Annotated in this window: 24 protein-coding genes; 9 read left to right on the forward strand and 15 right to left on the reverse strand. The window is 56.4% G+C overall.

All coding sequences use genetic code 11. The features are described 5' to 3' along the window. Positions 1-45: 45 nt before the first annotated feature. Genes hfq through ACR0IO_RS07385 form a run of 3 tightly spaced genes read left to right on the forward strand, consistent with a single transcriptional unit; the run spans position 46 to position 1,911 of the window. Entirely contained in the window at positions 46-285 is a 240-nt protein-coding gene (gene hfq, locus ACR0IO_RS07375; RefSeq protein WP_010440340.1) for an RNA chaperone Hfq, read from the forward strand. After that, positions 285-1,556: a GTPase HflX gene (gene hflX, locus ACR0IO_RS07380; RefSeq protein WP_170330673.1), complete on the forward strand. Its 1,272-nt coding sequence runs from the start codon at positions 285-287 to the stop codon at positions 1,554-1,556. The genes hfq and hflX overlap by 1 nt, the downstream gene beginning before the upstream one ends. Before the next feature lie 49 nt (positions 1,557-1,605). Continuing rightward, the gene (locus tag ACR0IO_RS07385; RefSeq protein WP_480740463.1) at positions 1,606-1,911 is read left to right on the forward strand and encodes a putative quinol monooxygenase; all 306 of its coding nucleotides are present in this window, start codon (positions 1,606-1,608) and stop codon (positions 1,909-1,911) included. An 18-nt stretch (positions 1,912-1,929) separates the two neighbouring features. On the opposite strand, the gene ACR0IO_RS07390 is transcribed toward ACR0IO_RS07385, so the two are convergent. The 4 genes from ACR0IO_RS07390 to hemB all read right to left on the reverse strand — a co-directional run bounded on the left by ACR0IO_RS07390 (position 1,930) and on the right by hemB (position 6,773). Beyond that, on the reverse strand, positions 1,930-2,325 hold the full coding sequence (locus tag ACR0IO_RS07390; RefSeq protein WP_170330669.1) for an SgcJ/EcaC family oxidoreductase: 396 nt from the start codon (positions 2,323-2,325) through the stop codon (positions 1,930-1,932). 111 nt (positions 2,326-2,436) lie between these two features. Continuing rightward, positions 2,437-4,899, reverse strand: coding sequence for a penicillin acylase family protein (locus ACR0IO_RS07395; protein ID WP_480740465.1), 2,463 nt, complete (start codon positions 4,897-4,899; stop codon positions 2,437-2,439). Positions 4,900-5,060: 161 nt separating this feature from the next. Further along, positions 5,061-5,633 carry a lipid-binding SYLF domain-containing protein gene (locus ACR0IO_RS07400; protein ID WP_155147193.1) on the reverse strand — a complete coding sequence of 191 codons (573 nt, stop codon included), beginning with the start codon at positions 5,631-5,633 and terminating at the stop codon, positions 5,061-5,063. 141 nt (positions 5,634-5,774) lie between these two features. Continuing rightward, positions 5,775-6,773, reverse strand: a complete 999-nt coding sequence (gene hemB / locus ACR0IO_RS07405; RefSeq protein WP_480740467.1) for a porphobilinogen synthase — start codon at positions 6,771-6,773, stop codon at positions 5,775-5,777. A 119-nt stretch (positions 6,774-6,892) separates the two neighbouring features. Here hemB and ACR0IO_RS07410 point away from each other — a divergent pair, with 119 nt between their 5' ends. Both ACR0IO_RS07410 and mfd read left to right on the forward strand, forming a co-directional pair. Continuing rightward, positions 6,893-7,420, forward strand: coding sequence for a component of SufBCD complex (locus ACR0IO_RS07410; protein ID WP_170331078.1), 528 nt, complete (start codon positions 6,893-6,895; stop codon positions 7,418-7,420). A gap of 18 nt (positions 7,421-7,438) precedes the next feature. Continuing rightward, positions 7,439-10,894, forward strand: a complete 3,456-nt coding sequence (gene mfd, locus ACR0IO_RS07415; protein WP_480740470.1) for a transcription-repair coupling factor — start codon at positions 7,439-7,441, stop codon at positions 10,892-10,894. On the opposite strand, the gene ACR0IO_RS07420 is transcribed toward mfd, so the two are convergent. The 5 genes from ACR0IO_RS07420 to ACR0IO_RS07440 all read right to left on the reverse strand — a co-directional run bounded on the left by ACR0IO_RS07420 (position 10,891) and on the right by ACR0IO_RS07440 (position 16,743). Further along, on the reverse strand, positions 10,891-11,568 hold the full coding sequence (locus ACR0IO_RS07420; RefSeq protein WP_480740471.1) for an SH3 domain-containing protein: 678 nt from the start codon (positions 11,566-11,568) through the stop codon (positions 10,891-10,893). The genes mfd and ACR0IO_RS07420 overlap by 4 nt on opposite strands. After that, positions 11,565-13,229 carry a tetratricopeptide repeat protein gene (locus ACR0IO_RS07425; protein WP_480740473.1) on the reverse strand — a complete coding sequence of 555 codons (1,665 nt, stop codon included), beginning with the start codon at positions 13,227-13,229 and terminating at the stop codon, positions 11,565-11,567. Before ACR0IO_RS07425 ends, ACR0IO_RS07420 begins: the two co-directional genes overlap by 4 nt. A 56-nt stretch (positions 13,230-13,285) precedes the next feature. Then, the gene (locus ACR0IO_RS07430) at positions 13,286-14,494 is read right to left on the reverse strand and encodes a multidrug effflux MFS transporter (protein WP_170330657.1); all 1,209 of its coding nucleotides are present in this window, start codon (positions 14,492-14,494) and stop codon (positions 13,286-13,288) included. 75 nt (positions 14,495-14,569) lie between these two features. Beyond that, the gene (locus tag ACR0IO_RS07435) at positions 14,570-15,229 is read right to left on the reverse strand and encodes a DsbA family oxidoreductase (protein WP_480740475.1); all 660 of its coding nucleotides are present in this window, start codon (positions 15,227-15,229) and stop codon (positions 14,570-14,572) included. Then, complete coding sequence (locus tag ACR0IO_RS07440) at positions 15,226-16,743, reverse strand: class I adenylate-forming enzyme family protein (RefSeq protein WP_480740476.1); 1,518 nt, start codon at positions 16,741-16,743, stop codon at positions 15,226-15,228. Before ACR0IO_RS07440 ends, ACR0IO_RS07435 begins: the two co-directional genes overlap by 4 nt. Positions 16,744-16,808: 65 nt before the next feature. Here ACR0IO_RS07440 and ACR0IO_RS07445 point away from each other — a divergent pair, with 65 nt between their 5' ends. Then, the gene (locus ACR0IO_RS07445; protein ID WP_155147176.1) at positions 16,809-17,432 is read left to right on the forward strand and encodes a helix-turn-helix domain-containing protein; all 624 of its coding nucleotides are present in this window, start codon (positions 16,809-16,811) and stop codon (positions 17,430-17,432) included. Here the strand turns inward: ACR0IO_RS07445 and ACR0IO_RS07450 are convergent. The 5 genes from ACR0IO_RS07450 to ACR0IO_RS07470 form a co-directional block, all read right to left on the reverse strand. Continuing rightward, positions 17,429-17,656, reverse strand: a complete 228-nt coding sequence (locus tag ACR0IO_RS07450; protein WP_155147174.1) for a hypothetical protein — start codon at positions 17,654-17,656, stop codon at positions 17,429-17,431. The two genes, ACR0IO_RS07445 and ACR0IO_RS07450, sit on opposite strands and share 4 nt — an antisense overlap. 191 nt (positions 17,657-17,847) lie before the next feature. After that, positions 17,848-18,507 (reverse strand): aquaporin, encoded by a 660-nt coding sequence (locus tag ACR0IO_RS07455; protein WP_480740478.1) that lies wholly within the window; start codon positions 18,505-18,507, stop codon positions 17,848-17,850. Continuing rightward, on the reverse strand, positions 18,504-18,980 hold the full coding sequence (locus tag ACR0IO_RS07460) for an arsenate reductase ArsC (protein WP_480740479.1): 477 nt from the start codon (positions 18,978-18,980) through the stop codon (positions 18,504-18,506). The genes ACR0IO_RS07455 and ACR0IO_RS07460 overlap by 4 nt, the downstream gene beginning before the upstream one ends. Positions 18,981-19,016: 36 nt before the next feature. Further along, positions 19,017-19,841, reverse strand: a complete 825-nt coding sequence (locus tag ACR0IO_RS07465) for an arsenate reductase/protein-tyrosine-phosphatase family protein (protein WP_480740480.1) — start codon at positions 19,839-19,841, stop codon at positions 19,017-19,019. Between the two features lie 32 nt (positions 19,842-19,873). Continuing rightward, positions 19,874-21,688 carry an extracellular solute-binding protein gene (locus ACR0IO_RS07470; RefSeq protein ID WP_480740482.1) on the reverse strand — a complete coding sequence of 605 codons (1,815 nt, stop codon included), beginning with the start codon at positions 21,686-21,688 and terminating at the stop codon, positions 19,874-19,876. A 322-nt stretch (positions 21,689-22,010) separates the two neighbouring features. Between ACR0IO_RS07470 and ACR0IO_RS07475 the strand changes: the two genes are divergently transcribed. The 3 genes from ACR0IO_RS07475 to ACR0IO_RS07485 are packed head-to-tail and all read left to right on the forward strand — an operon-like array spanning position 22,011 to position 24,171. After that, positions 22,011-22,784 carry a 3-hydroxybutyrate dehydrogenase gene (locus tag ACR0IO_RS07475; RefSeq protein WP_480740484.1) on the forward strand — a complete coding sequence of 258 codons (774 nt, stop codon included), beginning with the start codon at positions 22,011-22,013 and terminating at the stop codon, positions 22,782-22,784. Between the two features lie 37 nt (positions 22,785-22,821). After that, the gene (locus ACR0IO_RS07480) at positions 22,822-23,133 is read left to right on the forward strand and encodes a hypothetical protein (protein WP_480740486.1); all 312 of its coding nucleotides are present in this window, start codon (positions 22,822-22,824) and stop codon (positions 23,131-23,133) included. Positions 23,134-23,145: 12 nt separating this feature from the next. Further along, the gene (locus ACR0IO_RS07485) at positions 23,146-24,171 is read left to right on the forward strand and encodes a patatin-like phospholipase family protein (protein ID WP_480740488.1); all 1,026 of its coding nucleotides are present in this window, start codon (positions 23,146-23,148) and stop codon (positions 24,169-24,171) included. On the opposite strand, the gene ACR0IO_RS07490 is transcribed toward ACR0IO_RS07485, so the two are convergent. Further along, positions 24,172-24,849 (reverse strand): DUF502 domain-containing protein, encoded by a 678-nt coding sequence (locus ACR0IO_RS07490; RefSeq protein ID WP_170330638.1) that lies wholly within the window; start codon positions 24,847-24,849, stop codon positions 24,172-24,174. Positions 24,850-24,882: the final 33 nt, after the last annotated feature.

Here is a 24,882-nt window from a genome sequence, read left to right on the forward strand (position 1 = left end):
GTTGGTCCGCAGCGCGTAGCAAGAACAACGGCGAGATAATAAAATATGGCTTCGGACAGACAGAATCTTCAGGATGCGTTCCTGAATAATGTACGGAAAGCAAAGGTCCCGGTCACCATTTTCCTGATCAATGGCGTCAAATTGCAGGGTGTGATCACCTGGTTCGACAATTTCTGCGTATTGTTGCGCCGCGACGGACAGTCGCAGTTGGTCTACAAGCACGCGATTTCGACAATCATGCCATCGCAGCCGATCAGCCTGTATGAGGGCGAAGACGCCTCTTGATGGAACACGATAGGGCGCGCACCCGGGCTTGGGTGCTGCATCCCGAAATCAAATCAGATGAACAGCGCCGTGTCCCTGAACCGGCGCTGGAAGAAGCGGTGGCGCTGGCTGCCGCGTTGCCCGATCTGGATGTGATCGGGTCAGAGATCGTGCGCCTGCAACGCGCGCAACCGGGTCTTTTGTTCGGCAGCGGCAAGATCGAGGAACTGGGTGAACGGTTTCATGAGAATGAGATTGAACTGGTTCTGATTGATGGCCCCGTAACACCAGTTCAGCAGCGCAATCTGGAAAAGGCCTGGAAGGTCAAAATTCTCGACCGGACTGGATTGATCTTGGAGATTTTCTCGGATCGCGCGCGTACACGTGAAGGTGTGCTGCAGGTCGAGATGGCAGCCTTGAGCTACCAGAGAACGCGACTGGTGCGCGCCTGGACCCACTTGGAACGACAGCGGGGCGGACTAGGATTTGTGGGTGGTCCGGGTGAAACGCAGATCGAAGCCGACCGCCGCGCAATCGATGAACAACTGGTCCGCCTCCGGCGCCAGCTGCAGAAGGTGGTCAAAACGCGGACATTGCATCGCGCTGCGCGGGCAAAGGTACCTTATCCAATCGTGGCGCTTGTCGGATACACGAACGCCGGAAAATCCACCTTGTTCAACCGCCTGACCGGTGCCGAAGTCATGGCCAAGGACATGTTGTTTGCCACGCTCGATCCGACCATGCGCAGGGTTGAGTTGCCCGATGGTCCCGAGGTTATCCTGTCCGATACGGTGGGTTTCATTTCTAACTTGCCGACCGAGCTGGTGGCGGCTTTCCGGGCTACCTTGGAAGAGGTGCTTGGCGCTGACCTGATCATACATGTGCGTGATATCAGTCATGAGGAAACCGAAGAGCAGGCGAGGGATGTTGAAACCATCCTGACCTCTCTCGGCGTGGATGACACGCGTGCGCGGTTGGAGGTCTGGAACAAGATCGATTTGCTCTCGGATGAGGATCGCGCCGGCGCGCTGGCCCGTTCTGACCGTGATCCGGAAATTTTCTCGATATCCGCCGTGACCGGCGAAGGTGTCGAGCCTTTACTGGCAGAGATTGCGACCAAGCTGCAGGGCGTGCGGCATGAAGAGAAGCTGACACTGGACTTCTCTCAGGGCGACAAACGTGCCTGGCTGTTCCGTCAGGATGTTGTGCGGTCGGAAGAGCAAACGGAAAACGGATTCGAGATCACCGTTTTATGGACCGACAAACAGGCGGCTCAGTTCCGCGGGCTTTGACCGGTTTGTAACGGAACAACGACTGCGACGACGCGTGGAGGTATGAACGGTGACGGGTGATGAAACTGCCAAGGTATTTCTGACCGGGTTTCTGGATGTGCCGCGCGACAGGTTGGAGCAGGTGCGGGCTGCGCTGCCGGAGCATGTCTCTTTAACCCGTGCTGAGAGGGGCTGCATCTCATTTGAGGTTGTCGAGGATGCGGCACACACTGGTCGCTTCAACGTGTCAGAGATCTTTGAAAGCCAGGAGGCTTTCGAGGAACATCAGAACCGTACCAAAGCGTCTGATTGGTTTAAGGTTACAGAAGGTATCCCTCGGGAATACTCGATCACGAGCGGAGATACTGATAGCTGAATAAGGTTTTCAAGTTAGTCACTGCCCGTCAATTTGGCGTTGATAGTCCTCGGCATCGAACCATCCCAGCGATGACAGGATTTTATGGTCCGGGCCAAGCTCCCATTCCTCCCAGCCACGAGTCACAACGCGATTTCCGGTTTCGGCATGGTGCCCCTCAAGGGTCCAGACAAAGATGGCATGACTGCCAGCCCAACGCAGCATGTCACACCGCACTTCAAGATCAGGGAAATCTGAATGAAAGCCCCGCGCCATCTCGGCGATTGCCGCGCGTCCCTGCAGCGGTTCACCCCGATTGATGGTGATCTCGCCATCGGGTGCAAAGAACGCGGCTACGGCGTCAGGGTCACCGGAACTCCATGCAATAGCATAGTCACGTGCCAGATTGTTCAGGGTATCACGAACGCTGCCCACGAATTTCCCCCTTGATGTCGGTGCGTCAGCGCTGTCGATGCTATTCGAAAACGCGGGTACTCGTCCACGCCGCCCAGGATTGGGGGCGGGGAATTGCCGACATGTCGCGGATTATCGCGGATTGAGGACGGTGACACCCACTGCGGCAGCGCGCGCAAGATCAAGATCGAGCGACATCGGAATGTACTCACCACGTCGCCAAAGCTGAGCCTGATCGTCGTAGTAACGGGACAGGAAGTGGCCGGATTGCCCGGTTGCCGTGATGAATACCGAACTGTCCGGGTCTGCAAAATCGTAAACGCCGCGATATCCTGCGCCGTGTACGTTCTGGAACGGGTCCGGTCCGGTACCGGATGTCCGGCCGCGCAACAGGGTGTTGTCACCTCCGCTGGTCGATTGGCGGATGTTCACGAAGTACCGAAGGACAGGAACAGAACCAAGTACCGGATGATCATGCGTCGCCTGATGAGCATCGCCCCAGCGCAGAGATTCAAGCGAACCACCGTAGCGTTCGGAAATCCAGATCAGGGCATCGTCCAGCGCCAGTCGCGCCATATCGGTGCAGGTTTCCACTGGCGCGCTTTGTCGAACGTCACACCAGACCGAGGCCCCGTCGATATCCCGATAAACACGCTCGATGAACAAAGGTTCAACATGTTTGTATTCGTTGGCCAGCGGACCGAGCTCGTCCGAGATCAATCGTATTTGCAGGGCTCGCAACCACGCAGCATAGATCAAAGGTTCCGGCAGATGTTCATTCATCTCGCCGTTCCATTCCGCCAGAAGCCCCAATGCGACCTGACGTTGCCGTTCGATCGTGCCTTCGGGCGCGGAAGCACCGGTGAACCAAAGGTCTGCACCGATGAGCGGCAACAAAGAGCGAGCAGTGAAGCTGACGGTATCAAGCTGCGCTTCGATAAAGCTGTCGCGCGTGTGAACTTCGCGGGATTGCATCAGACGCTCCCAACGATGCACACGTTGTGTATCGCCCCATTCATAGGACACATGATCAGGGAAGGGGCGGTCGATGATCTTGTTGTTGGTGTTTCCCAGAACACCGCCGGTCGGTGCGACAAATTCCGGGTTGTCTGCATAAGGCAGGCGGCCCTGCCAACGATTTTCGGCCAGCCAACCGGGTGTTGGAATGCGGCCGCGACTTTGATTGTTGAGATCGCGCTTAGGCATCGCGCCGATCAGTTTCATCGCAATGGTGTCCGTATCGACCAGAGACAGGTTCTGCGAAGGTGCGATGAAATCCTCAGCCACAGAGATTGCCTGACGGACATTATCGGCATTCATCAAAGCCATGGATGCGGTCATCGAAGTGTCGCGCGGGCTGAGTGCAGTCCAGGACAAAGAGGCCACATGACCCGGAGGTGTAATCGTTTCAAGGTTATAGTGGCTGCCGGGCAGAACCGGGCCATTCTCGGTCCACCGCAAGGTCAACGTGATCGGGGCGGTACCTTTGATATCGATGATCGAAGGACGTGTTCTGAATTTCTTGAACCCTTCCGGTGTGAGGTATTCTTCCGGATTCTCAGGGTTCAGCTTTTCGATGTGAACGTCCTGGTCATCCAGATAGGACGATGTCAGCCCCCATCCCAGACGGTCGCTGCGACCAGTCATAACGGCGGGTATGCCGGGGATCGTCGCACCGATTACACCGCCTTTGGCCAGCTCGAGCCTTGCAAGATACCAGACGCCGGGTGCTGTAAAGCCCAGATGCGGGTCGTTGGCCAGAAGTGTTCCGCCGCTGGCCGATCTGGAGGGTGCCGCCGTCCACGCGTTGGAAGCGCCCGCCAAACCGCGTTTGGGAAAGGGCGACAGCGGCGTGTCGGGCATGGAGGTTCCAGCCGCGTATTGCGGCAAGCCCGGAAACAACGAAGCATATTCGGGTAGTGCTGCAATTCCGGGGCCGGGAACATTTGGAAGGATATCTGCCAGTCGAGCCGGATCATTCAGCATCAACGAAGTTCTGGCGCGCAGCACTTCGTCCTCAAGATGGCCCGATAATTGCAGCCCCATCAATTTGATCACGGCAATGCTGTCACCGGGCTGCCAGGGCGAAACCGGAGCGTTGAAAAGGAACATCTCGGGCGCGCCTCGGCCCAGCGCCATCTCGTTTATTTCGTCAAGACGTGCGTTGACCCCTGCCGAATAAGCCCGAAGCGCGGCTTTGGTGTAGTCGTCCTGAACCTCGACTGATCTGTGGGCCAGGCCATACAAGTCCAGACGTCGCAACAGCTTGTCGATATGGACTGTTCGCTGACCAAAAACCTCTGACAGGCGGCCCTGCGCCGTGCGGCGCAAAACTGTCATTTGCCAAAGGCGATCCTGCGCATGGGCATAGCCGAGGCCAAAGAACACATCGGGATCACTCTCACCCAGGATATGTGGGACATTGGCGGTGTCGCGCACGATTTCAATCGGTGCGTTAAGCCCTTTAACCTCAAGAGTTTGATTGTAATCCGGCAGGGATTGATTGGCCAAAAAATAGGCCAGCCCGATAGCGGCCAGAGACAACAGGATAAGACCCGAGGCAATACGCATCAGCCAGCGAAAGACGAGACCCATCGGCACCTTACCAAATCGTTCATTTCAGATCGCGCTGAGGTTAAATCATGGCGCGCATGACCGAAAGAGGAACAGCCCGAGAATCTTGGTAGAAAACAAAAAGACCTCGCCACTGCCGAACTGCGTGTGACGAGGTCTGCACGGGGGTGCTCGTTTCGTGTTTAGGGGATGATGCGTGTGTATTTGGTGCCTTCGACGGTGGCGCCGAACAGCAATCCGGCCTGACCAAATATGGCCGCCACAACCGGCGTACGCAGCGTGGTGGTGGTGGTCGAGAGTGTGCTGCCCGTTGCATCAACGACATAACCAATATCAGCGCCCGCGGTCCAACCACTGGAGCGGCGGAATTCGTTAAGCGCATCTTCGGTCATGAAGAACAGAACATGCGCGTATTGCTGCGCGCCGATCTGCAGGCCGGCTGTGCCTTTCACCGCCGAATAATAGTCGACCGTTGCGCCCTGAATACGCAGTGCGCCTTGGCCGAAGCCGCCACCAAAAATAAAACCAGCCTCGGTGATCAGCGGCATGACCAGCATGCCGTTCGCCTTGTTGGCGATTTCGACCGTGTTGGGGTACTTGCTGTACATTTCATTCAGCGTGGCATCGACGCGAGCGTCAATCGTGGCTGCGTTCGAGTTTCCGACGCCATTTCCGCAAGCTGCGGTTACGGTTAGACCGGCCATGCCAAAAGCAAAGCCGCGACGGCTCAGTCGTGGGGATTGGGAACTGCTCATGTTTCCTGTCTCTGTAGAGTGCCTGATTTGTCGGGTGATCCCGATCTTGTGTGCAAGAATACGCCGATTGCCTTTCCATGTCACGGGAAAGCTGCCCGGCAAGCTGGGGCAATCGGCGAAAAATTGCGATAGTTTGGGGTTTTACCTCTGAAGGATCTTGGCAACCTCGGGGGCGAAATAGGTTAGGATGCCGTCACAGCCAGCGCGTTTGAATGCAAGCAGGCTTTCCAACATGACCTTTTCTCCGTCGATCCAGCCGTTCTGTGCCGCAGCCCGGATCATCGCGAATTCACCGGAAACCTGATAGGCATATGTCGGGGCACCGAACGTGTCTTTGACTCGCCGGCAGATGTCCAGATACGGCATGCCGGGTTTAATCATGACCATATCGGCACCTTCGGTGAGATCGCGTTCGATCAGGCGGAGTGCTTCGTTCGAGTTGGCCGGGTCCATCTGGTAGGTCTTCTTATCCCCGGTCAGCGCGCCCGAAGCCCCCACAGCATCACGGAAAGGTCCATAAAAGGCGCTGGCATATTTGGCTGCATAGCTGAGGATCATCACATTCTGGTGGCCTGCAGCCTCAAGCGCCCGACGCATTTCGCCGATACGGCCATCCATCATGTCCGAAGGGCCAATAATATCGGCTCCGGCCTCGGCTTGCGCCAGTGTCATCTTCACCAGCGCTTCGACCGTCTGATCGTTAACGATCTCTCCATCAACAACATATCCATCATGACCGTTGATGTTGTACGGATCGAGCGCAACATCTGTCATAACAGCGATGTCGGGGGCCGCTTCTTTGATGGCGCGGATGGCGCGGTTCGACAGGTTTTCGGGATTCCATGCCTCCGCGCAATCTTCGGTTTTCAGCGACGCGTCGGTGTAAGGAAAAATGCAGATTGCGGGAATGCCCAGCGCCTGAGCCTCGACAGCGGCCTTTGCGATCAGGTCAACCGAGCGGCGCATCACTCCGGGCATTGATGGGACGGGCTCTTCCACATCCTCGCCATCACGCACAAACACCGGCCAGATCAGATCATCCACTGTCAGCGTGTTTTCACGAACCAGGCCCCGGATCGCCTCGGACTTACGTGCGCGACGAAAACGGGCAAAAGGATAGGGGGCGTTAGTCGGTTTCATGGCGCGTTCTCCTTGAACAATCGCGCATTGGGTGGCATGAATTTGCCGTGGTCTCAAGGGTACCAATGGACGCGCCAGTCCGATAGAACCCACTGAGGATTTTGAATAAAGGACTTGGTTTGGACTGGTACGCTACGATTTTCGAGATCATCGACATGCGCAGTTTCTCGAATCTGTGGTTCTGGATTGTACTTGCTGTCGTTTGGTCTTCGGCCAGCCACTGGGTTATGGGGGTGCCTTATGATCTGCTTGTGCGCGCGCGCCGGATCGGCGGGCAAGCCGAAATCGACCTATTGGACATCGTCCGGATCAATGCCAATCGAATACTCTATATCGTGGATATCTCGGGCGCGGTTATCTTTGCTTTGACCAGCTTTGTTTTCTCAGGCCTTGCCGTGATGGGGTTTTACTATCACGTGGAGTTTGCACAGGCCGTTTTTCTGTTGTTGTTTCCGATGACGATCGTGGCATTGATCAACGTTTCCATGGCGCGTCGCCTGCAGCAACAGGAGATGACGCTGGAGATCGTTTCCAAGGCGCTGACGCGCAGCAGACTGTACACACAGATCATTGGCATGTTTGCCATACTGGTCACTTCGCTCTGGGGCATGTATCAGAACTTTTCCATAGGTGTTCTGGGTTGGTAAAACCGGAAAGGCGAGGCGATGAAGGCTCCGAACCACGTAGCAGTTGGCGGCGCGCCTGAAGGGTATGACGCACAGCTTGTCCTGAACGAGGTCTCTCGTTCCGGTGGCCCGGTCTGTCATGTCGCACGCGATGACAAGCGGATGGAAGCAATGCGGGCTGCATTGACCTTCTTTGCGCCGGATATGCCTGTGTTCGTGTTCCCGGGGTGGGATTGCCTGCCATACGACCGGGTCTCACCGAATCCGGATATTGCGGCGGCGCGTGTGGCGACTCTGGCCGCGCTGGTGCACCAGATGCCGCAGCAGTTCGTTCTGCTGACAACACTCAACGCTGCAACCCAGCGAATCCCAGCACGCGATGTTCTGCGCGAGGCGGCATTTACCGCTCGCGTAAACCAACGCGTAGATGAAGATGCGCTGCGGAAGTTCCTGGTACGGATGGGGTTCACACAAAGCCCGACGGTGATGGAGCCCGGCGATTATGCCGTACGGGGTGGGATCATCGACATATTCCCGCCCGGCGAAACCGGTCCGGTGCGGTTGGATCTGTTTGGCGACGTTCTGGATGGGGCCCGCCGATTTGATCCGGTGTCTCAGCGCACGACCGAAAAACTCGAGATCGTAGAGCTTGCCCCGGTATCCGAGGTCATTCTGGACGATGCTGCGATTACAAGGTTCCGTCAGAACTATCGAATTGAGTTCGGTGCAGCGGGGACAGATGACCCGCTGTACGAGGCGGTAAGTGCCGGTCGCAAGCATCAAGGCATGGAACACTGGCTGCCCTTCTTTCACGAAAAGCTCGAAACACTGTTCGACTATCTGCCCGGTGCCACGATTTCTCTGGATGATCAGGTCACCCCGGCGCGGCTGGCACGTTGGGAGAGCATTGAGGACCAATACCAAACGCGGCGTCTTGCGCTCGAGAGCCGGTCGCGGATGGATACGGTTTACAAACCAACTCCTCCGGGTTTGCTGTATCTTGATGACGCCGCATGGGAGACGGCAGTCGGAGAGCGTCGTGTCATGCAGTTCAGCCCGCTGCCCCAAGTCAGCGGTCCCGGTGTGATCGATGCTGGCGGGCGGATCGGGCGCAACTTTGCCCCCGAACGTCAGCAAGAGAGCATCAGCCTGTTTGGTGCGCTGGCCGGACATATAAAAGACAAGCTGGACAAGGGGCCGGTTCTGATCGCCTCCTACTCCGAGGGTGCACGCGAGCGTTTAACCGGTCTAATCGAGGATGAGGGACTGGCCGAAGCGATCCCCGTCGCAGGCGGCGAGCGGATTGGCAAGCGTGGGTTACATCTGGCGGTCTGGGCACTGGAGCATGGGTTCGAGACACCTGATCTTACGGTCATCGCCGAGCAAGATGTTCTGGGCGATCGCCTGATCCGGCAGCCCAAGAAACGCCGGAAGGCCGAGAATTTCCTGACCGAGACCCAATCGCTCAGTCCCGGTGATCTGGTGGTGCATGTCGATCACGGTATTGGTCGTTACATGGGCATGGAGGTCGTGACTGCAGCGGGCGCGGCACATGAATGCTTGCTGTTGGAATATGCCGAGCAGTCCAAACTGTACCTGCCTGTCGAGAATATCGAGCTGCTGTCGAAATACGGTCACGAAGAAGGATTGTTGGACAGACTTGGCGGCGGTGCATGGCAGGCCAAGAAAGCGAAACTGAAAGAGCGCATTCGCGAGATGGCGGACAAGCTGATCCGTATCGCTGCCGAACGTGCATTGCGCAAGGCGCCCGTGATGGATCCGCCGCCGCATGCGTGGGAGGAGTTCAGCGCCCGGTTCCCTTATCAGGAAACCGACGATCAGCTGCGTGCGATCGCCGAGGTGATGGAGGACATACATTCAGGCGCGCCGATGGATCGCCTGATCTGCGGTGACGTAGGCTTTGGCAAAACCGAGGTTGCAATGCGGGCAGCCTTTGTAGCAGCGATGTCCGGTGTCCAGGTGGCGGTCGTCGCGCCGACAACACTGCTGGCCCGACAACATGCAGCCAGTTTCAAGGAACGCTTCCGGGGTTTCCCGCTGGAGGTTCGGCAGCTTTCCCGCTTTGTATCTGGAAAAGAAGCGCAGCAAACGCGCGATGGGCTCGCGCGTGGAACTGTTGATATTGTTGTTGGTACGCACGCTTTGCTGGCGAAGGGGATACGCTTCAACAACCTCGGTCTGCTGATCATTGACGAAGAACAGCATTTTGGCGTGGCGCATAAGGAGCGCCTGAAACAACTGCGTTCCGATATTCACGTGCTGACGCTGACAGCGACACCCATTCCGCGCACCCTGCAACTCAGTCTGACCGGAGTGCGTGATCTGTCGATCATTGGAACCCCACCCATCGATCGGCTGGCGATCCGCACCTATGTCAGTGAATTCGACGCGGTCACGATCCGCGAGGCACTGTTACGCGAACATTATCGCGGCGGGCAGAGTTTCTATGTGGTGCCGCGCATCTCGGACCTGCCTGAGATCGAGGAATTTCTGAAAGAACAACTGCCTGAACTCACCTACGTCGTGGCGCATGGCCAGATGGCTGCGGGCGAGCTTGATGACAGGATGAACGCCTTCTATGACGGAAAATACGATGTGCTGCTGGCCACCACGATTGTGGAAAGCGGGCTGGACATTCCGACGGCGAACACGATGGTCGTGCACCGGGCTGATATGTTCGGGCTTGCGCAGCTTTATCAAATTCGTGGCCGAGTAGGGCGTTCGAAAACACGCGCATACGCCTATTTGACCACTAAACCGCGTCAGAAACTCACGGCAACGGCCGAAAAACGCCTGCGTGTTCTGGGCTCACTGGATACGCTGGGCGCCGGGTTCACGCTAGCCTCGCAGGATCTCGATATTCGTGGCGCGGGCAACCTGCTGGGCGAAGAGCAATCCGGCCAGATGCGCGACGTCGGCTATGAACTCTATCAGTCGATGCTGGAAGAGGCGATTGCCAAAATCAAAGCGGGCGAGATGGAAGGGTTATCGGATGCTGACGATCAATGGGCCCCGCAGATCAATCTGGGTGTGCCTGTCCTGATCCCCGAGGATTATGTGCCCGATCTGGATGTCCGTCTGGGCCTCTATCGACGCCTGTCATCGCTTTCGACCAAGGTGGAACTGGAAGGGTTTGCAGCCGAATTGATCGACCGTTTTGGTACTCTGCCGAAAGAGGTGAATACGCTGATGCTGGTCGTCCGCATCAAGGCCATGTGCAAACGGGCCGGGATCGCGAAGCTGGACGGTGGGCCGAAGGGCGCGACAATTCAGTTCCACAACGACAAATTTGCCTCGCCTCAGGGGCTGGTCGAGTTCATCCAGAACCAACGCGGTTTGGCCAAGGTCAAGGACAACAAGATCGTTGTGCGCCGTGACTGGAAAAAGGACAGCGACAAGATCAAGGGCGCCTTTGCTATCGCTCGTGATCTGGCGGAGAAGGTGGTGGCCGAAAAGAAGAAGGCCAGCGCCTAGTCACCCGTCACAAAGGTGCAAAGCTGCCAGTCTCCGTTTTCGGCTTTCACCAATGCGGCTCGGTAGCCGACCATGGACCAGAGAAAATCGCTGTGCATGTACCCGGGTGTGCCATCTGTCAGGCGCACCAGCTGATAGTCCGCGCCCTCCTGATAGTCCGAGATGATGACGACCTCGTGGCTGATCTGGCCAAGCACGCTGTCCGAACGGGATGGGCCCTGACGCAATGTGACGTTCTCACCTGTGACGTAATAGGCGACGAAAGGATCGAGTGAGGCGGGGAGTGTCAGTTTCCACTGATACGGCATCCAGAACTCGCCCTGATCATCAAAATACCCTGGCTGAGACAGGGTGTCTTCGAGGGCAGCCCAATAGGCGTCTCGGATTTCATCCGCATGATCGCGCAGGCTTTCGTCCAGCGTTTCAGGATCCAGTGTCAGGTTTGCTTGAAATTCTTCAGGACCACCTGAACCGCCGTGACTGAGGTAGATATCTGGGCAGCTAGACCCGACGACACGGTTGATATCCCGGGCCGCGACATTGGCCAATAGCTCGGTTCTGAAAGCCTGAAGGGAGGGATCTTGCTCGGCCTCGTCGACAGGGGGAAAGGTCTGTCGGTTTGCCAGTGCCGGAGTTGCAAGCAGAGCGGCGATTAACAATGGTGTAAGTTTCATTCGGCGGCCTTCATCGCAGCTTGTGCACAGAAACAGGAGGCGCCAACTGCTCGGTCGGCACGAGCCAGAGCAAGGTCAAGTCGCTGCCTGATCTGTTTGATTTCAAGAGTTTCTCCGCGAGCCTTCAGGCAATCATGCAGGCCCTTGAGGCTCCAGACATTGTCGGGGTGGATTGACGCACGGCTGAGTGAACCACCAAGGCCAAGATCTTCACGATATACCGCTTCGGCCTCATCCACATGCCCTTGTTCGAACAGCAGCGCCCCCAGCGCGTGTCGGGTCGGCTGCATCCAACCCCAAGGTTCGTCATATGGCAGGGTATCGTCCAACACGACCGAGCGACGCAGATGGGCATAGGCCGCTTCATAATTGCCTTTGCGATATTCAATCTCACCACGCAGCATTTCCCTTGCAATTTCAAGCAGATCAACGACACGGTTATTGTGCATCAGGCGGGTTTCCGGAACGCGATCTTTGGCTGCGAGAAACTTTTGCTCTTCCGCTTCGGCCTCAGCGACCTGATTGGTCGCCGCATGTGCAATTGCACGAGCGTAGTGTGTTGTTGCGGCCAGAGTAAGATACAGATCAGGATCGGAAGGCAGTTCCAACGCCTTTGCCTCATCCCAGCGCCCAAACCGGATCAGGATATGAGGACCCATGGACATGTAGCTCTCAAAATAGTCCGCCATAGGGGGGCTCTCGATGCGCAGCATCTCTTCGGGTGTTGTAGCCCACAAACCCTTGTTGGCGCGCAAAGCGGGTTCCATCTGACCAAGGAACAAAGCTCCGTAGATGGCAAAGTGATAATCGTGCTGGCGGTATCCCGTGTAGATGTTGAAGGCACCTTCACGCTCGTAATACTTCAGATCGGCTTCGGAGGCTTTTTCATTCCAATACACGACGTTGTGGTAGTGTCCGCAAAGTACGTCAATATGCGTTGGCATATGAACCAGATGGCCAGCATCGGGCACGAGAGTCCGTAGAATATCACCAGCTTTCAGGGCCTTTTCGGGCGTGGGCGACATTTCCATCAGATGGACATAGAGGTGCAGCAATCCGGGATGGGTCATCGTGGCCGGATTGTTCGCCATCGCCCATTCCAGTGCTTCCTGCGCCTCGAGTGTTGCGGCCCCTTCAGCAGGCTGCCCGGTTTTCAGGTCCCACATCTGCCATGGCGTCAGGTTCATCAGCGCCTCAACGTAAACCGAGCGCAGATCTAAATGATCAGGTTGCTCGGTAAAGGCCACCCGCATCGCATCAGCGAAGTTGTGATCCCAGATGTGCATGTCTTCGACCGGGTCACGCTGCGGATATCGTGCGGGCAGGGCGCGGATCAGGGCCTTTTCAGCCGCAGTACAGCCATCCATCAATGCCAGTGCCTTTTGGGTGGCATCATATGCGCAGTTCAGGGCTTTGATCTGTCCACGCTCGTCGCGCAGATCCCAGGGCAGATTGTAGTTGGGACCAGCCGCGTAAGCGATGCCCCAGTGGGCCATTGCGCATTCGGGGTCATGTTCCAGCGCGCGTTGAAAGCAGGCAACCGCCTCGTCATGGTTAAATCCGTATGTCCAGACCAGACCGCGATCGAACCATGTTTGTGCTTCTGACGAAGATGTCGTGACCGGGCAGGTATGTGTGCCCAGATCGTAGTAGTCGCTCATCAAAAACTCCCCACCAATTAAAGGAAGGTTAGCGCGTTTCACAGCCGCTGCACAGATCAGGCGGGCAGTCTGTTTTCAATCCGGCCCATATGGACCATCAGGCCAAAACCGATCACGCACATGGTTAGAATTCCGGTGGTCAGTGGTGTCAACGATCCGTCGAACAACAGGCCCACTGGCGCAGCGATGACTGCAGCCAGAACCGTTGCAATCGATCCGATTACCGAAGCTGCCATTCCTGCGATATGGCCCATGGGTTCCATTGCAATGGCATTAAGGTTGCCCATCGTCACACCGGCCATGAAGAACACGGTGGTCTGCCAGAAGACAAACAGGGCAAAATCAGCTTCGGGTGACAGGTTCATCATGCTTACAGAGATGACGGCCGATGTGATCAATATCTGGCCTCCCAAGGCCCAGGTCACCATCCGCCGCATACCAACACGCACGACCAAGGCAGCGTTCAGCAGGCTGGCAGACCCAGAGACAAGCGCGATAAAGCCGAACCAAAACGGAAAGCTATCGGCCCGGTCGTGGATGATGTCATAAACCGGCTGCACCATGGTCAGCATGGTGAACAGTACCCCCATACACAGGGTCTGAACCAGAATGGACAGGCGCACTGTGGGATGCGCGAACATCTCTTTCACGGCGGATACCATCAGCGGCAGACGAAACGGGCGGCGGTTTTCGCGCGCCAGCGACTCGGGCAGGCGAATGCCCATCCAGAGTATGACGATCAGAGCAAACAGGATGAAGGAGACAAAGATGCTGCGCCATCCTGCGATAGCAATGACACCAGCCCCCAGCATCGGGGCAGCAGCAGGAATCAGTGTAAAGATCATCATCGCAATCGAGATGATCCGCGCCATTTCGCGACCCGAGTAAAGATCACGGATGACAGCCATAGCAACAACGCGCGGACCAGCTGCGCCCAATCCCTGAACCACACGTGCAGCCAGTACCATTTCCAACGACGAACTGGCCCAGGCTACGGCGGACGCGATAATGTAAAGGACGGCACCAGCATAGATCACGGGCTTGCGTCCGACCGCATCCGAAATCGGGCCTGTGAAGAATGTGCCGATCCCCATTCCCAGCACGAATGAGGTCAGGATCAACTGCGCCCGGTTGACGTCATCTGGGCTTAGCTGCGCGCCGATCTCGGGAAGGGCGGGCAGCATTGAATCAATCGAAAATGCGATGGTGGCGAACATCATTGCGATAAGCGCAATGAATTCCGCCTTGGACATGCGGTCGGCCATAAAAGACTCCTTACCCGTTCGCGCTATCATGGCTGAACGGGTGGGACTAGGTGGGAAAATGCACAGATCTATGTGCTATTCTGCAGAGGAAGCCTCAATTTGAGACATTATCTCGCCGATCACTTTTCCCCACATTTCAGGTGGTTGCGCACCTGGAACCGCGTGTTGATTGGCGACGATGTATGTGGGGACCGAACTGACACCCATTTCGCGTGAATGGCTGTCACGCTTGCGGATATCCTCGCGATCAGCATCTGATTGCAGCAGTTTCAGTACCACCGCGGCATCCATCCCGACACTATCTGCGATGTCGGCCAGAACTTCGTGATCCCCGATGTCGCGGGCCTGCACGAAGTAGGCATCAAACAAGGCGTCGACGATTTCGTTCTGTTTGCCTTCGATCCCGGCCCAGTGGATCAATCGGTGGGCATCCAGTGTATTGGGGGTGCGTTGCATACCCTCAAAATCGATCTTCAGCCCGGCGTTTTCCGCGTGTTCAACAACCGGAGCGTAGGCGCGTACCGCACCTTCCTTGCCGCCGAACTTGCGTTCAAGATATTCGCGGCGATCCATACCCATGTCGGGCATGTCAGGGTTCAATTGAAAGGGGTGCCATTCAATCACGAAGGGGTGGTTCGGCATTTCGGCCAGCGCCTTGTCCAGATGCGTCTTACCGATATAACACCACGGGCAGATCGGATCGGACAGGATGTCGAGTTTGACAGTCTGGGTCATTCGGAAGACGCCTTGAAATGGGCCGGCAATGCGCGGCGCAAGAGTTTACCGTTGCCACCGCTGGGCAGGGCCGGGAGATATACAAAAGCACGGGGTTGCTTGTACCGCGCCAGATTTGCCTCGACATAGGATCGCAAGGCCGTCTCGTCCAGCTTTTCTGGGCCGGTATAGAAAGCTGCTATCACGAATGTGTCCTGTTTGACCTCCACAGCCGCAGCTCCGACCTGCGATATGCCGGGATAGCGGGACAGCACTGCTTCGACCTCAACCGGGGAAACGCGATAGCCGCCTGCGTTCATCATGTCGTCGTCGCGACCAAGATAGGTGATCTGCCCATCGCCATCCATGGATCCCTGATCCCCGGTCAGGAACCACTCGCCCTGCATTCTGGCGCGCGCCTCGTCAGGGGCGTTGAGGTAGGTCAGCATCAATCCGGGGTCTGATTGGTGAACCGCAATGGTCCCTTCCTCACCCAACTGTACCGGCCCGTCCGGCCCCATGATCGCCACGCGGCGGCCCGGCTGGGGTTGGCCAAGGCTGTCACCCCGGGCGGGATGTGTCGGGCTGGCGGAAATAAAGGTCGAGCATTCGGACATGCCATATGCCTCGTACAGCTCGGTTCCCGTGATATGGGTCCATTTTTCATGTAGATGGCGGGACAGTTTTTCCCCCGCACATAAACCATGCCGCAGATTGGGTAGAGACATTTTCTCGTGGCTTTGTAGCATTTTACGGAAAACGCCCGGTGCGGCGGCAAAGATTGTTGCCTTGTGCTTTCGCAGCATATCAGACAGTGCTGATGTATCGGTACCGGGTTCGGGGATCAGGGCAGTCGCTCCGATAGTCCAGGGGTCCATCAATCCGGTACCGAGCGTGTAGGTCCAATTGAAAGCGCCCGCGTGACACAGCCGGTCGGTGGGGCGCAAGCCATACCAGCCATCCACCATCACCTGTCGCGCCCAGATAGCCCGATGGGCATGGGCTACGGCACGCGGTTTACCTGATGTTCCAGAGGTGTAGACAACGTAAGCTAACCTTTCAGGATCACCCATTTGGTAAGATGCAGCAGACAGCTCGCGCATCTGGACTAGCTCTTGCAGGCTGATCTCGCGCTCATGAGCTGCACAGGCAACGCCGGGATCGCGTAGAACGGCAGCCGGGGCCAGCTCTTCTATAATCTTGGCAGTTTCCGGTTCGGTCAGTTGGGATGAGGTTGGGACTGGAACAAGACCAACTGAGATTGCGCCGAGATAGGCGATCGGGAAATCCACCGTATTCCCCAAACGCATCAGGACAATTTCGCCGGGGTTCAGGTCTGCCTGTAGCAGACCGGTGCCTGTCGCCAGAACAGCGCGTTGCAATGCCCGGTAGGTCCAGTTCTGGACCCCGTCTGCGCGCAATACGGACAAAGCTATCTTATCCGGGGTTGCATCTGCATGGCGCAGAACATGCGCGGCCAGATTGAATGGTGCAGGGCAGGGCGGCGGTGCGCCATGATCGAATATCGACAACATGCGATCTGGCTATCGCTGTGCAACGCGCGTTGCAAGCGCTGGTCGCTGGCCCTATAGACGTGGACATGACCAGCCGCGATCACAAATCCATCGTCCGTATTGCACGTGACAACGGTATCCGCACCGAGCCTGAGCCCGTAGACCTTGGCGCCCGCGTGCGCGAGCTGCGAAAGGCGCGCAAATGGACGCTGGAGCAGGCAGCCAGTCAGGCGGGTCTTGCACGCTCGACGCTCAGCAAGATCGAAAATGGTCAGATGTCTCCGACATACGACGCGCTGAAAAAGCTTGCGACGGGTCTTGAGATTTCGGTGCCTCAGCTTTTCACCCCGCCCGAGCGTGATCAGGTTATCGGTCGTATGGCAGTGACCAAAATGGGGGCGGGGACGGCACACGCGACCGCAACTTACGAGCATGAATTGCTTGCTGAAGCGCTGACGAAAAAGCAGATGTTGCCATATCGCGCCCGCGTTCGCGCCCGTTCAATGGAAGAGTTCGATGGGTGGGTGCGCCATGACGGCGAAGAATTCCTGTATGTCCTGACGGGCGTTGTGCGCCTTTACACCGAGTTCTACGAACCCGTTGAGATGCGCCGAGGCGACAGCGCCTATTACGACGGCAGCATGGGACACAATGTGATTTCTGTCAGTGACGAGGATGCTACGATCCTTTGGGTGACATCTCTGGCCTAACGGCTGGCCAGTTCGCGGTTCAGTCCTTCCGTGAACAGAAAGTCCTCTACCTCTTCGTGGGCTTCGTTCACAGTCAGATGGTGGCGCTCCGCCAAATAAGCTTCGAACCGTTTTCGGTCCTTCTTGACACGCGCCATATCGCGGTCGCGCAAGTTCGGAAAACGGCGTTTGGCACGCGCGTAAGATGCACTCCAGTCTTGCGTCAGATCAGTCCAGTTCAGCATCTGCGAGCTTTCCTTTGTACGTGTTTCAGGACTGCTCTCCCCCAGACAGGGTAAGGACGGGGTGGTGTTGCAGATGACATGACAAAATGTCGCACCTTGACGCAACGTAACAAAGTGGCAAAAAATTGCCCGCTGCGGACATCCCGCAACGGGCGTTCGGACCTGCTTGAAAGTGAGTGGCGGCCGGTCCGTTATTCTTCGGGCTGAAACAGCCAATTCAGAACTATGTGCCCGATAAACACAGCAATAATTTGCATCACGATGAACATCGGTATGTGCGCAGGGTATATGCCCGCAAAGGTATCCGTAAACCCCCTTGCTATTGTGACCGCCGGGTTCGCAAAACTTGTGGATGATGTGTACCAGTAGGCGCCGGTGATATAGAGGCCCACAAGCGCTGGTACAGTGTCCGGTTTGTGCCGAATTCCGCCGAAAATCACGAACAGCAGGCCCAGCGTTGCGATGATTTCGGAAAACCACTGGTGAGAACCGGTGCGGTGCAGAGTTTCAGAGGTCTGAAGAATCGGCAGATCAAACATGTAGTGTGAGGCCCAGACGCCGACGATCCCGCCCGCGATCTGAACCACCATGTAGGGGGCAACCGCGCTCCAGGGGTGTTCGCCGCGCAGGGCAAAGGCCAAGGTCACGGCAGGATTGAAATGCGCACCAGACACCGGCCCCAGGGTCGTGATGATGGCATAAAGCATGCATCCCGTGGCGATCGCGTTTGCCAGCAACGCCAGAGCGATGTTTCCGTCCGAAAGTGTCTGTGCCATGATCCCCGAACCAACCACACCGATCAGCAGGAAAGCTGTGCCGAGGAATTCAGCAAAGTACTTGCGCGCGTTCATTGAATGCCTCCGATACGCTTGAGCTGAGCAGAAAGTTCGCCGCTCTCCATCGTTTCTACCGGCAATTCAAGCAAAGCTGCGGCCCGTCGGCCCAGGATGTCATAGGCAGTACGAAATGCCTGATCCCAATCAAGCTCATCAGCGGCGGCGGGATCTTCCACGCCCCAATGCGCGCGTACCGGCGCGCCGGGCCAGACCGGACAGGTTTCTACGGCTGCGGACCCGCAGACCGTGATGACCATGTCCATTTCCGGAGCGCCTTCGATTGCAAATTCGTCCCAACTTTTGGAGCGAGCATCCGAGATGTCATGTCCCTGCGCGCTCAGTAGGGTCAGAGATTGCGGATGCACTCTGCCGGTGGGGTTCGAGCCAGCGGAAAAGGCTCTTACCCGCCCATCGCCGGTATGATTAAAGATCGATTCCAGCAAAATCGACCGGGCAGAGTTCCCGGTACACAGAACCAGTATGTTCATGAAGGGGTATCCTTGGGCTGTATGTGGATTTGTGGATCACTCGGTGATGCGGCCGATGTCATCCACCTTGTGTTGAAGCGAAATGCGGTCGAGCGTTTCGAAGGGTAGGCTGGTAAATGCTGTAATGCGGTTTCTCAGCAGGCCGTACGCCTGTTGAAACGCGAGGTTCTTCTGCGCGTCCGTTCCCTGGGCTTTGACCGGGTCGGCAAGTCCCCAATGCGCACTCATCGGTTGGCCGGGCCAAGCGGGGCAGGCCTCGTTTGCGGCGTGGTCGCAGACTGTGAAGACAAAATCCATCTGCGGCGCACCCTTTGCCGCAAACTCTTCCACGGATTTCGAACGTAGATCAGCGGTGTCGTATCCTTTTTGTCGAAGCAGTTCCAAAACATTTGCATTCGGCGATCCCGAAGGTGCCGTTCCAGCTGAGAAAGCCCTAATGGTGCCGTTACTTTCTTGGTTCAGAATGGCCTCTGCCATGATTGAGCGGGCCGAGTTCCCGGTACAGATGAACAGGGCGTTCAGAACGCGGTCAGGGCTGGTCATGAGGGGATCTCCGGATCTGGTGATGCACAAATCGGGTCGGTTCTGGCAGCACTCGCCCAACAGACCGCCAAACAGCTCGCGAACAGCCGGAAGCTTGGCTGTATACTGCAGCGAGGTGCCATGACGGCTCTGTTCGATCAGGTCAGCCGCCTTGAGGGCGTTGAGATAGGTAGACGTGGTATTGGGCTTAAGGTCCAGCGCCTCAGCAATTTGACCGGCTGGAACAGAATCCGGGTATCTGCGCATTAACAGCCGAAACAGGTCCAGTCGTTTCGGATGCGCCAATGCGCCCAGCTTATCGTGAATCTCTATTTCCATATTTCATGAAATATGGAAATAGAGCATGGTCGTCAATCCTCGTACCACCAGACCTGTGGCATATATTCAGGACCGTCGCCGTAAATCGGAAGCTTCTCTGGCTGTTTCAGCTCTTTAGCATGAGCTATCCGGCCGACATCAAAGCTCCAGATCGGAATAACATAGCGACCGGCGGTCAGCACACGGTCGAGCGCACGCGTCGCGGCAACAAAGTCCTCGTGGCTTTCTGAGGCGAGCATGGCGTCGATCATGCCGTCTACGGCAGGTGAAGCTACGCCCATCAGATTTCGGGTTCCGGGCGTTTCCGCACCTTCGCTGCCCCAATAGAGACGTTGCTCGTTGCCGGGCGAAAGTGAGAGCGCACGACGGAATGGGGTAATGTCGAAATCAAGTTCTGCGACACGACCAGTGTATTGAGCGTTGTCGACGGTCTCGGTCTGAACCTGAATGCCCAGGCGTTCAAGCGCGCGTGAGTAGATGTCTACAGCGGTCTGCATGTCGCTATCGCCCTGCTGCAGCAGGACTGTCATCGAAAAGGTGTCGCCATTCTGATTTCGCAAGACACCGTCCTGAATGGTCCAGCCAGCTTCCTCCAGTAGTTTGGCCGCTTTACGGATGTTTGAACGATTGCGTGCAGATCCATCACCCTGAGGCAGTTCATACCCTTCGATCGTACCGGGCAGAAGGTCATCTGCATAAGGCTCCAACAATTCAGCCACGCGTCCGGTTGCAGGCCCGGGCTGCATCGCCAGGTCGGAACCCGAGAAGTAGGAAGTGATCCGGGGTTGTGCGCTGCCGGTGATGGTGTCGTTGATGAATTCAAAGTTGAAGGCCAGCAAGAGGGCCTCACGCACGCGCCAGTCATCAAAGGGGGGCTTACGCGTGTTTATCACGAAGCCGGTCATTCCTGATGGTTTGCCGTGTGGGATTTCGGTTTTGATCACGTCCCCACGTTGGACGGCAGGAAAGTTGTACTGCGTATTCCATTTGTCGGCGTTGAATTCGCGAACGGCTGACAATTCTCCGGCCTTGAATGCCTCGAGCAGAACGGTCTGGTCGCCGTAAAACTCAATCCGGATATCATCGAGGTTCATGGTACCGCGACGAAATGGAATATCTTCGCCCCAATAATTTGGATTTCGGCGCAGATTGACATAGCGCCCGGCCTCATAGTCATCGATCACATAGGGGCCGGTTCCAATCGGGACGTCGTGCAACTGGGCGCTGGCGAAATCCTTACCTTCCCATTGGTCTTTCTTCAGGATCGGGCGCAAACCGGCGAGCATCGCAAGTTCGCGGTCAGGTTCATTGAACGTGATCCGAACAGATCTTGGGCCCGTCTGCTCGATACTATCGATTTTGGACCACAAGCCGCGATAGCGCAGATGTCCCTCGGTTCCCAATGTCTGGTAGGACCAGATGACATCATCCACCGTGACGGGACTGTCGTCCGAGAATCGCGCGTTTTCTCGCAGTGTAAACTCGACCCATGAACGGTCCGGGGCTGTCTCAACCGATTCGGCTAACAGCCCGTAAAGGGTGAAAGGTTCGTCCCAGGAGCGGCCCATCAGACCTTCGTGTGTCCAGAACCGAAGCTGCCACGGAGAGGTGCCTTTTTGTACGAACGGGTTGAGGCTGTCATAGCCACCGGTATTTCCAAACACGACCTTGCCGCCTTTGGGTGCGTCAGGGTTGGCATAGGGCAGAGACACAAAATCCGGTGGTAGAGCAGGGTCCCCATACATAGCTATGCCATGCGCCGATTCTGCATGTGCCATCGATGCGGCGAAAATGGTGGCGATTCCCGTGATCAGAGAGCGAAACGGGTGTAGAAAATCCTGGCTCATTTTGGAAACAATCCTGCTCTGGCCTTATTTTGTTGGGATTCACCGTACCGATGATTTTTCATATTATCAAACTTTTAGCTTGGATGAATGCAAGGAATTGCTTATAAAGGATGCACTGCTCGATAGGTTTCTTGCCTGTATGAAACCTGCCTCAATAACTTAACGCCCGCTTCGTGCGGGCGTTTTTTTATGGTCGGGTTTTCCTGATTTGCATGATGGCAATGCGCGATGATGTGATCCGGAAAGAGTGATGTTTCCCCGTTTTCTTTGCAAGTGCAGCATGGCACTGTGTCGGCAAATCTGAGTCATTTGGAGAGCCCTCATGAGCCTGTCGGGAAAAACAGCAATCATCACCGGATCAAACTCTGGCATTGGTTTGGGTGTCGCGCGGGAACTGGCCAAGGCCGGAGCGGATGTCGTCCTGAACTCATTCACGGATCGCGACGAAGATCATGCGCTGGCTGCTGAGATTGGCCAGGAAACCGGAACCAACGCCCGATACATCAAGGCCGATATGTCCAAAGGTGAGGAGTGCCGAGCGCTGATCGAACAGGCAGGCGCCTGCGATATTCTGGTCAACAACGCAGGTATCCAACACGTCTCACCAATCGATCAGTTTCCGGTCGAGAAATGGGATGCGATTATCGCGATCAACATGAACTCGACTTTCCACACCATGGCAGCGGCCCTGCCGATGATGCGAAAAGCTGGCTGGGGGCGTGTCGTTAATATCGCGTCAGCGCATGGTCTGACGGCTTCGCCTTACAAGGCCGCATATGTGGCCGCCAAGCACGGCGTGGTCGGCATGACCAAAACCGTTGCGCTTGAAACCGCGCAGGAGCCGATCACCTGCAATGCCATCTGTCCGGGTTATGTGCTGACTCCTTTGGTCGAGGCGCAGATCCCCGACACGATGAAAGAATACGACATGAGCCGCGAAGACGTGATCAAGAACGTCATGTTGGAACGGCAGCCATCGAAAGAGTTTGCCACCGTCGAGCAGCTGGGCGGAACTACAGTTTTCCTGTGCTCGGACGCCGCTGCACAGATCACCGGCACGACGATTTCTGTGGATGGTGGCTGGACGGCGTTGTGACGCTTGCCGTCTGATCACAAAGAGGGTTTGCAAGCAGATGGAGAAGACCGTTTATCGCTACTTCAAACTTGTCGAACCAAAAGCGCAAGATACTCCGTGCTTACAGTACTTTCGGTTTTCGGATGACGGGCGAATGTTGAACTGCATTAGCTACTACTCCCCTGTCTCTGAAGCGTCGGACAGGCTCCCGAAGATTCAAGAAGTCAACGCTTCATGCCTTTATGGAAATTTATCTATCGCGTTTGAGCCTCTGGATGAATTTGAAGAGGAATGGGATGGTGGGTACACCATTGAAATCTCGAGAGACGAATTTGACCAAGCACTAGAAGTTGCTACCAAGAACGAGTGAGGGAGGTGCAAGGTGAAACAGATCAATCTGGCATTGCAGGGCGGGGGTGCACATGGCGCGTTTACCTGGGGTGTGCTGGATCGTCTGCTGGACGAGGAAGACCTTGAGGTTGCGGCCATCACGGGCACCTCAGCCGGGGCGCTAAACGGGGCGGCCTTCAAATCCGGGATGGTCCATGCGGGCCGCGACGGAGCGCGGGAGTGTTTGAATGGTCTGTGGAAGCGTATGGGTGCAGTTGGCGATATGCGCATCGCGAACTGGATTAGCGGGATGGAGCCTGCGCAGATCGCTCAAGCCATGGAATACTCGCTACCGTTTTCTGTGGCAGACACCTGGTCACGAATGGTTTCACCCTATGCTTATGGGCCGTTTTATCAGAATCCACTGACTTCGGTGGTTGACCGTTTCAACTTTGATGAGATTTGCGCCGACGAAGGCCCGCAATTGTTCGTTTGCGCCACTTGTGTGCGTAGTGGCAAGATACGGGTTTTCACGGGCCATGAAGTTTCGACCGATGCGATCCTGGCGTCTGCCTGTCTGCCGAACCTGTTTCAGGCGGTTGAGATCTTCGATCCCGAGACAGAACGCACCGAAGCATATTGGGACGGCGGCTATACCGGTAATCCGGCGCTTTATCCGTTGTTCAATGACGATTTGCCCGATGATGTCGTCGTTGTGAACATCAATCCGCTGGAGCGGGATGAAGTGCCCAAGACCCCGCAGCAAATCCAGAACCGGATCAACGAGATTAGCTTTAACTCTTCATTGTTCCGCGAACTGCGAGCAATCAACTTCGTTCAACGGCTGCTGAAGGACGGCAAGCTTAAAGCAGGCGAGATGAGCCGGGTACTGGTTCATATGATCGCGGATAACGAGTTGATGAACAGCCTGTCTGTCGCCACCAAAACCGTTCCAAACCCGGTCATCCTTCACAAACTCAAGAAAGCGGGTCGCGAGGCTGCGGATCGTTTTCTGAGTGAGCATAAGGAAGATTTGGGCGAACGCAGTACGGTGGATCTGCCCGCAATGTTCGGCTGACTACTCGGGTGGCTGTGTTGGGTCCTTGTCATTCGGATAGACAAGGCCGGCCGAAATCACCAGTTTTGCTGCCTCTTCGATAGACATATCCAAAAGGATGACGTCCTCGGCTGGGAAAAATAGCAGAAATCCTGATGTCGGGTTTGGCGTTGTTGGTACAAACACACTCAGCAGTTCGCCTCCGGTCTCGGCGCGATCGCTGACTTCGCCCTTCGCCGTGGTCGAGACAAATCCGATCGCCCAGATACCGCGACGCGGATATTGGATGAGGCAGGCCTTTTCGAAAGACCGTTCAGTCTGCGCAAATACCGTTTCGGAAATCTGTTTGATCCCCGAATAGACCGAACGAATGACAGGCATACGGTCGACCAGGCTTTCGGCAAAATGGATCAGCGAGCGGCCAAGTATGCCTTTGGCGATCCATCCGACGATGATGGTGAAGATCAGGAAGATGACGACGCCAACGCCACGCAGGTTGATCCCGACATATTCCTCGGGCTGGAAACGCTGTGGAACCAGCGGCAGCACTGCGCTATCGATCCATCCGACCACCGACCAGATCAACCAGACCGTCAGCCAAACCGGAGCAATGACGACGATACCCGTCAGAAAGGACCCGCGAAGCCGGGAAAACAGGCCGGGGCGGCGTTGAGGTTCTTCGTCAAACGGTGTGTTCATTACGGATCCGAGCGGTTTGCGGAATTAGTTAAG

This window comes from Ruegeria sp. CE12 (genome assembly GCF_056537525.1).